The organism is Gallibacterium genomosp. 3 (assembly GCF_001678475.1).
GTDB classification, from domain to species: domain Bacteria; phylum Pseudomonadota; class Gammaproteobacteria; order Enterobacterales; family Pasteurellaceae; genus Gallibacterium; species Gallibacterium faecale.
Window position 1 is genome coordinate 20941 of sequence record NZ_JTJR01000003.1, and the last position, 7704, is coordinate 28644.

Below are 7704 nucleotides of genomic sequence, written 5' to 3' on the forward strand. Positions count from 1 at the left end.
ATTGTTATTCTCCTTGTTTTTGTTTTTCTTGTTGTTTAACTTGATTCCAAAGTAAATCCATTTCCGTGAGCGAAACCTCTTCTAAATCACGTCCCGAGAGAACGATTGTTTGCTCCACTTGACGAAAACGGCGCTCAAATTTTAGATTAGCTTTGCGTAAAGCTTCTTCTGGATTAACGTGTAAATGTCGAGCGACATTCACTGCTGCAAAAAGCAGATCGCCAATTTCTTCTTCAATCGCAGACTGATTTTGTTGTGTTTTTTGTAGTTCTTCGCGAACTTCTTGTAATTCTTCTTCGACTTTTTGTAGCGTTAATTCTGTTTCTGACCAATCAAAGCCGACTTTGGCACAACGTTTTTGCAATTTTGCAGCGCGTAATAAAGAAGGTAATGCAGAAGGTACATTATCAAGAATTGAGAATTGTTGTTTATCATGGCGTTCTTGTTGTTTAATATTTTCCCAATTCTTTAATACTTCTTCACTGGTATTAGCATGAACTTCGCCAAATACGTGTGGATGGCGACGAATAATTTTATCGGTAATGCCTTGAATGACATCATCTAATGTAAAAGCACCTTCTTCAGTTGCTAATTGACTTAGAAAGACGACTTGCATCAGTAAATCACCGAGTTCTTCTTTTAGTTCTTGACGATCATCTTGGTTAATTGCTTCAACCACTTCATATGCTTCTTCTAAGATATGTGGTGGCATAGTTTGGTAGTTTTGTTCTAAATCCCAAGGGCAACCAGTTTGAGGATCGCGTAATTGAGCGATAACCTCTGCAAATTTTTCTAATTTCATTCCCATTGTTTACTCCATTTTAGAATTAATTTGGATTTGTTTTGCATAGCGTGATCGACCGCAAATTTTTTACTGCTATTTAGTGTTAGTATAATACTAAGCTTATTCAATTAGCTGATTATAAATGGAGGAATCATTATGTATAAGCATGTTCTTGTCGCAGTAGACCTTTCAGAAGAAAGTAATGTCTTATTAGCAAAAGCCGTTCAAGTTGCTAAAAACAATAGCGCTAAACTATCCATTATTCATGTCGATGTTAATTTCTCCGACCTCTATACTGGGTTAATTGATGTAAATATGTCTTCTATGCAAGATCGTATTTCAGATGAAACTCATGATGCGCTCGTTGAACTCGCAAAACAAGCTGGCTATCCAGTAACAGAAACCCTTTGCGGCAATGGCGATCTTGGTACAGTATTAGCAGACGCCGTAGATAAATATGATGTCGATATTCTCGTTGTCGGTCATCACCAAGACTTTTGGAGTAAATTAATGTCTTCAACTCGTCAAGTCATGAATAATATTGACGTTGATATGTTAGTTGTACCATTAAAAGACGAAGAATAAATTATAACCTGAAAAAGCCTCTGCGTCAGCGGAGGCTTTTTCTTGTCCATTAAAATTAACCTGATTTAGTAATGAGGCGGAGGTGTTTCTTCTGCTTGAGTTGCAATATTAGAAGGTTGCATATCTTTTAATTTTTGCGCTAGATAGCGAAGTTGTATTTGCATTTTCTCAAGAATAAATTGTTGTTCTATGAGTGATTGATTAAGTTGTTCAATCGTATTTTCTTGAAATGCAACTTTCATTTCTAATTCATCGATACGTTGCAATAATGGATGAAGTTCGCTGTTCATCATTAAATCCTTATTGGTTTGAAACTAATATTATGTTGATGAGTTGAAAGTTTAATAATTTAGTTTAAACATTAAATAAATATTGTATATTTTAAAAAATCATTTTACCCTATTCACTAAAATTAAAGCAGTGATAAATCTATTATTTTTCTATGGAGAACAAACAATTATGCGTTCCATTAATAAAATTGCCTTTCTTTCAGGATTAGTTTTCTTAGCTGTTAGCGGTCAAAGTTTAGCAGAGGATTCTCAATTAAAAGATAAGAAGTTTATTGAAGATTCTTCTTATGCGATTGGGGTGTTTATGGGAAAAAATATCCAACAATCTTTGGATTCTCAAAAATCGCTAATTAAGTATGATAACAGCAAAATCCTAGAAGGTGTGAAAGACACTTTAATGGGGAAAACTACATTATCTGATGAAGCATTACAAAAACAATTACAAGCATTAGATGAACAGCTTACTAAAGCGACGCAAGTTCAATTAGAAAAAGTTGCAAAAGAAAATGAACAAAAAGGTAAAGAGTATCGTGACAAATACGCTAAACAAGAAGGCGTGAAAAAAACTGAATCAGGTATTCTTTATCGTATTGAAAAAGCCGGTGAAGGTCCAACACCAAATCCAACAGATACAGTAAAAGTAAATTATCGTGGAACATTAATTGATGGTACAGAATTTGATAGTTCATATAAACGTAACCAACCAATTGAGTTTCAATTAAATCAATTAATTCCTGGATGGGTAGAAGGGATTAGCTTAATTAAGAAAGGCGGTAAGATTCAATTAGTATTACCTCCAAATCTTGCTTATGGTGATCAACAAACTGGTCAAATTCCACCAAATTCAACATTAATTTTTGATATCGAATTATTGGATGTGAAATCAAATAATAAGTAATTATTATAAAAAATGGAAAGGGAACGGACAGTAATGTCCGTTACTCTTTTTTACTTTGGAGTGGCTATGAATTTAGATGATGAGATTTTCTTACAAGAAGAACAACCATTTAGTAAAGAAGATCATGATATTTTGCAATCTTATATTCCTGTCGTTGAAGGTATTGCAGCGTTAATTGGTGGACATTGTGAGATTGTGTTGCACTCGTTAGAAAATTTAAAACATTCAGCAATTTGTATTGCTAATGGGCATAATACTAATCGCAAAGTGGGTTCTCCAATTACTGATCTTGCGTTACGTTCTTTGCATCAGATGAAAACAGATAGCGTTTCTCAACCTTATTTTACTCGTGCGAAAAGTAACGGTTTAATGAAATCTATTAGTATTGCAATTCGTAATTCTCAGCAACGGATTATTGGGTTACTTTGTATCAATATTAACTTAAATGTACCTGTTTCCGAATTTGTACAAGGGTTTGTTCCAACTCATGAACAGGAAGAAAGTTCATCAGAAGTCAACTTTGCCTCTTCTGTAGAAGAATTAGTCGCTCAAACAGTAGAGCAGACAATTGAAGATGTAACCAACGACCGTAATGTATCCAATAATAATAAGAATAAACAGATAGTAGTTTCTTTATTTGAGAAAGGAATTTTTGATATTAAAGATGCAATCAATCAAGTTGCGGAACGTTTAGGTATTTCTCGTCATACAGTTTATTTGTATATCCGACAAATTAAGCAGGATGATCAAAAATAATGCGTTATGTTTTGTCTGTTACTCAACCTGTCTATGGTTCTGAAGCAAGTTTTTTAGCTTTTCAATTTGCTCAAGCTTTATTACAGGCAGGACATACTATTGAACAAGTTTTTTTCTCTCAAGCTGGCGTTAGCCATGGAAATGCTTTTGTTTATCCAGCAAATGATGAGTTTCATTTAATTAAACAGTGGCAGCAATTAGCACAACAATACCAATTTCCACTTTATCTTTGCATTGCAGCATCACAACGGCGTGGGATCATCAATGAAGAAACTTCGCTCACAGGCTCACAAAATAACCTTGCTGAGGGATTTGTCTTAGCTGGATTAGGTGAATTTAGTCAAGCTGTCTTGACAGCTGATCGTGTGATTACATTTTAAGGAGCTGAAATGAAAGTCGCTTTTGTTTTTACGCAAGCACCTTATGGTAATAGCAAAGTAAGAGAAGGAATAGATGCATTATTAGCATTATCGGCGTATTGTGATGAAGATGAAATTGGTGTGTTCTTTTTACATGATGGGGTTTTAAATTTATTGGCAGAACAGAAGGCAGAGATACTGTTACAAAAAGAAACATCGTCTATGTTAAAGTTATTAACACTGTATGAAATTGAGCAGTGCTTTGTGAGTAAAGAAGATCTGTTGCGTTACCAATTAACCGATAAGAAATTACTTTTGTCGGTAAATATCGTAGAAAAATCTGATTTATTCCAGATTTTACGTCAAGCAGAAAAAGTTTTAACATTTTAATTAGGTTATTTATGTTTTATACCCTATCGCATCATCATTATGACCCACAGCAACTTCAAGCACTTATTGCAAATATCATAGAGCAGGATGCCTTATTATGTTGGCAAGATGGGGTATTATTACCGATTAAATATCCTACTATTTTTCAACCCATATCTCACTACTATCTTTTAGAAAATGATGTTGTTGCTCGAGATTTATTGAGCTATTTTTCGACACAACAGACGAATTTTTCGCTTATCACTTTAGCTGATTTAGTTAAGCTAACCGAAGAATATCATCCTCAAATCGGTCTTTGATAATCAAGGTGGGTAAAACCTTGACATACCAATCGTTAAAGAATAGAATGCGTCGTCCATTCTTCTATGGAATGGGGTTAATTTAACATTCAATAGTGAATTATTTTTTATTTAAACTGGAGCTTTTTAATGGCAACTATCAACCAGCTAGTACGCAAACCGCGTGTGAAGAAGGTTGTAAAAAGCAACGTTCCTGCACTAGAGGCTTGCCCGCAGAAACGTGGCGTGTGTACTCGTGTGTACACTACTACACCTAAAAAACCGAATTCAGCATTACGTAAAGTATGTCGTATTCGTTTAACTAATGGTTATGAAGTAACCTCTTATATCGGTGGTGAAGGTCATAACTTACAAGAACACTCCGTTGTATTAATTCGTGGCGGTCGTGTTAAAGACTTACCAGGTGTGCGTTACCACACCGTACGTGGCGCATTAGACTGCGCAGGCGTAAAAGATCGTAAACAAGGTCGTTCTAAATACGGCGTGAAGCGTCCTAAAGCTTAATGGATCTCCGTTAAGTAAGGCCAAACGTTTAATTTAGAACATAGATAGCATACAAGACTCCAGAAATAGAGTTTTGGATAACCTGAAGATTTAATATACGGAGAAAAAGCCATGCCACGTCGTCGTGTGATTGGTCAACGCAAGATCCTTCCAGATCCAAAGTTCGGATCAGAATTACTTGCAAAATTTATTAATGTTTTAATGGTAGATGGTAAAAAATCTATCGCTGAAAAAATTGTTTATACTGCTTTAGATACATTAGCACAAAGAACTGGTAAAGATCATTTGGAAGCTTTTGAAGCAGCATTAGAAAATGTTCGTCCAACTGTAGAGGTTAAATCTCGCCGTGTTGGTGGTTCTACTTACCAAGTACCAGTAGAAGTTCGTCCAGTCCGTCGTAACGCATTAGGTATGCGTTGGATTGTTGAAGCAGCTCGTAAACGTGGTGACAAATCTATGGCATTACGTTTAGCAAACGAGTTATCAGATGCGGCAGAAAATAAAGGCGCTGCAGTTAAGAAACGTGAAGACGTTCATCGTATGGCAGAGGCTAACAAAGCATTTGCTCATTACCGTTGGTAATTTACTTTATGCAGCAAGTCTTAAAATTAAGACTTGCTGGTTCATCTTTTCAAGCCTAGCGAGAGGAAATAATCGTGGCACGTACTACTCCAATTGAGCGCTATCGTAATATCGGTATTAGTGCTCACATCGACGCAGGTAAAACAACTACCACAGAACGTATTCTTTTCTATACCGGTGTAAGCCATAAAATCGGTGAAGTTCATGATGGTGCAGCTACCATGGACTGGATGGAACAAGAACAAGAACGTGGTATTACAATTACTTCTGCGGCAACAACTTGCTTCTGGCAAGGTATGTCAAAACAATTCCCACAACACCGTATCAACATTATCGATACTCCGGGACACGTGGACTTCACTATCGAAGTAGAACGTTCAATGCGTGTTCTTGATGGTGCGGTAATGGTTTACTGTGCGGTAGGTGGTGTTCAACCTCAATCTGAAACTGTATGGCGTCAAGCTAACAAATATGGTGTTCCACGTATTGCATTCGTGAACAAAATGGACCGTACAGGTGCAAACTTCTTACGTGTTGTTGAACAAATTAAAACCCGCTTAGGCGGAACTGCTGTACCAATTCAATTACCAATCGGTGCAGAAGACAATTTCAAAGGTGTTATTGACCTTCTAAAAATGAAAGCGATCAACTGGAATGAAGCTGATCAAGGTATGACTTTCACTTATGAAGATATTCCTGCTGAATTACAAGACTTAGCAGAAGAATGGCACCAAAATCTTATTGAATCAGCAGCAGAAGCTTCTGAAGAATTAATGGAAAAATACCTTGGCGGTGAAGAGCTAACTGAAGAAGAAGTTAGAGCAGCATTACGTCAACGTGTATTAGCGAATGAAATTATTCTTATTACTTGTGGTTCTGCGTTTAAGAACAAAGGTGTTCAAGCAATGCTTGATGCAGTAGTAGATTACTTACCTGCACCAACCGATGTCCCTGCAATCAAAGGTATTAACCTTGATGAAACAGAAGGTGAACGTCACGCAAATGATGATGAACCATTCTCAGCATTAGCGTTCAAAATTGCAACTGACCCATTCGTAGGTAACTTAACTTTCTTCCGTGTTTACTCTGGTGTAGTAAACTCTGGCGATACTGTAATGAACTCGGTGAAACAAAAACGTGAACGTTTTGGTCGTATTGTTCAAATGCACGCTAATAAACGTGAAGAAATCAAAGAAGTTCGTGCAGGGGATATTGCAGCGGCGATTGGTTTGAAAGACGTTACTACTGGGGACACATTATGTGATTCTGAAAATCCAATCATTCTAGAACGTATGGAATTCCCAGAGCCAGTAATTTCTGTTGCGGTAGAACCAAAAACTAAAGCTGACCAAGAAAAAATGGGCTTAGCATTAGGTCGTCTTGCACAAGAAGACCCTTCATTCCGTGTTCAAACTGATGAAGAATCTGGTCAAACCATTATTTCTGGTATGGGTGAGTTACACTTAGATATTATCGTTGACCGTATGCGTCGTGAATTCAAAGTGGAAGCTAACATTGGTAAACCACAAGTTGCTTACCGCGAAACTATTCGTACACGTGTTAATGATGTTGAAGGTAAACACGCAAAACAATCTGGTGGTCGTGGTCAATATGGTCACGTGGTCATCGATCTTTACCCATTAGATCCAGAAGGTCCAGGATACGAATTTGTTAACGAAATTAAAGGTGGTGTTATCCCTGGTGAATACATCCCTGCTGTTGATAAAGGTATCCAAGAGCAACTTAAAGCTGGTCCTTTAGCGGGTTACCCAGTAGTAGATATCGGTGTACGTTTACACTACGGTTCTTACCATGATGTGGACTCATCAGAATTGGCGTTCAAATTAGCAGCATCAATCGCATTTAAAGCAGCATTTGCTAAAGCGAACCCAGTATTACTTGAGCCAATTATGAAAGTAGAAGTTGAAACTCCTGCTGACTATGTGGGTGACGTAATTGGTGACTTAAGCCGTCGTCGTGCACTAGTAAATGGCCAAGAAAGCAACGAATTTGTTACTAAGATCAATGCAGAAGTTCCATTATCAGAAATGTTTGGTTATGCAACTGATCTTCGTTCACAAACTCAAGGTCGTGCTTCATACTCAATGGAACCATTGAAATATGCTGAAGCACCAGCTAGCGTAGCAACTGCTGTAATTGAAGCTCGCAAAGCAAAATAATTGTAACAACTGCAACTCAATATTGAGTTGCAGATTTTAAATTAAAAAGGAAATTATCGTGTCTAAAGAAAAATTTG

The 7704-nt window shown here is 36.8% G+C and carries 11 protein-coding genes; 9 read left to right on the top strand and 2 right to left on the bottom strand.

The window, feature by feature from the left end; all coding sequences use genetic code 11:
- Positions 1-4: 4 nt before the first annotated feature.
- Positions 5-808, bottom strand: coding sequence for a nucleoside triphosphate pyrophosphohydrolase (gene mazG / locus QV06_RS00860; protein ID WP_065236525.1), 804 nt, complete (start codon positions 806-808; stop codon positions 5-7).
- 132 nt (positions 809-940) lie between these two features.
- Here mazG and uspA point away from each other — a divergent pair, with 132 nt between their 5' ends.
- Complete coding sequence (gene uspA / locus QV06_RS00865; RefSeq protein ID WP_065234209.1) at positions 941-1369, top strand: universal stress protein UspA; 429 nt, start codon at positions 941-943, stop codon at positions 1367-1369.
- A gap of 65 nt (positions 1370-1434) precedes the next feature.
- Here the strand turns inward: uspA and QV06_RS00870 are convergent, their stop codons facing one another.
- The gene (locus QV06_RS00870) at positions 1435-1659 is read right to left on the bottom strand and encodes a SlyX family protein (protein WP_065234210.1); all 225 of its coding nucleotides are present in this window, start codon (positions 1657-1659) and stop codon (positions 1435-1437) included.
- A 169-nt stretch (positions 1660-1828) separates the two neighbouring features.
- Here QV06_RS00870 and fkpA point away from each other — a divergent pair, with 169 nt between their 5' ends.
- The 8 genes from fkpA (at position 1829) to fusA (ending at position 7627) form a co-directional block, all read left to right on the top strand.
- Positions 1829-2557 carry an FKBP-type peptidyl-prolyl cis-trans isomerase gene (gene fkpA, locus QV06_RS00875; protein ID WP_065234211.1) on the top strand — a complete coding sequence of 243 codons (729 nt, stop codon included), beginning with the start codon at positions 1829-1831 and terminating at the stop codon, positions 2555-2557.
- Positions 2558-2623: 66 nt separating this feature from the next.
- The gene (locus QV06_RS00880) at positions 2624-3313 is read left to right on the top strand and encodes a helix-turn-helix transcriptional regulator (protein WP_065236526.1); all 690 of its coding nucleotides are present in this window, start codon (positions 2624-2626) and stop codon (positions 3311-3313) included.
- The gene (tusD, locus tag QV06_RS00885; protein WP_065236527.1) at positions 3313-3693 is read left to right on the top strand and encodes a sulfurtransferase complex subunit TusD; all 381 of its coding nucleotides are present in this window, start codon (positions 3313-3315) and stop codon (positions 3691-3693) included. The genes QV06_RS00880 and tusD overlap by 1 nt, the downstream gene beginning before the upstream one ends.
- A gap of 9 nt (positions 3694-3702) precedes the next feature.
- Entirely contained in the window at positions 3703-4062 is a 360-nt protein-coding gene (gene tusC, locus QV06_RS00890; RefSeq protein ID WP_065236528.1) for a sulfurtransferase complex subunit TusC, read from the top strand.
- Between the two features lie 11 nt (positions 4063-4073).
- Positions 4074-4361 carry a DsrH/TusB family sulfur relay protein gene (locus QV06_RS00895; RefSeq protein WP_065236529.1) on the top strand — a complete coding sequence of 96 codons (288 nt, stop codon included), beginning with the start codon at positions 4074-4076 and terminating at the stop codon, positions 4359-4361.
- Between the two features lie 129 nt (positions 4362-4490).
- A complete protein-coding gene (gene rpsL / locus QV06_RS00900; protein ID WP_013745731.1) occupies positions 4491-4865 on the top strand; it encodes a 30S ribosomal protein S12 in 375 nt (124 codons plus the stop codon).
- 111 nt (positions 4866-4976) lie between these two features.
- Positions 4977-5447, top strand: a complete 471-nt coding sequence (gene rpsG / locus QV06_RS00905) for a 30S ribosomal protein S7 (RefSeq protein WP_065234216.1) — start codon at positions 4977-4979, stop codon at positions 5445-5447.
- 74 nt (positions 5448-5521) lie between these two features.
- Entirely contained in the window at positions 5522-7627 is a 2106-nt protein-coding gene (fusA, locus tag QV06_RS00910) for an elongation factor G (RefSeq protein ID WP_065236530.1), read from the top strand.
- Positions 7628-7704 lie beyond the last annotated feature (77 nt).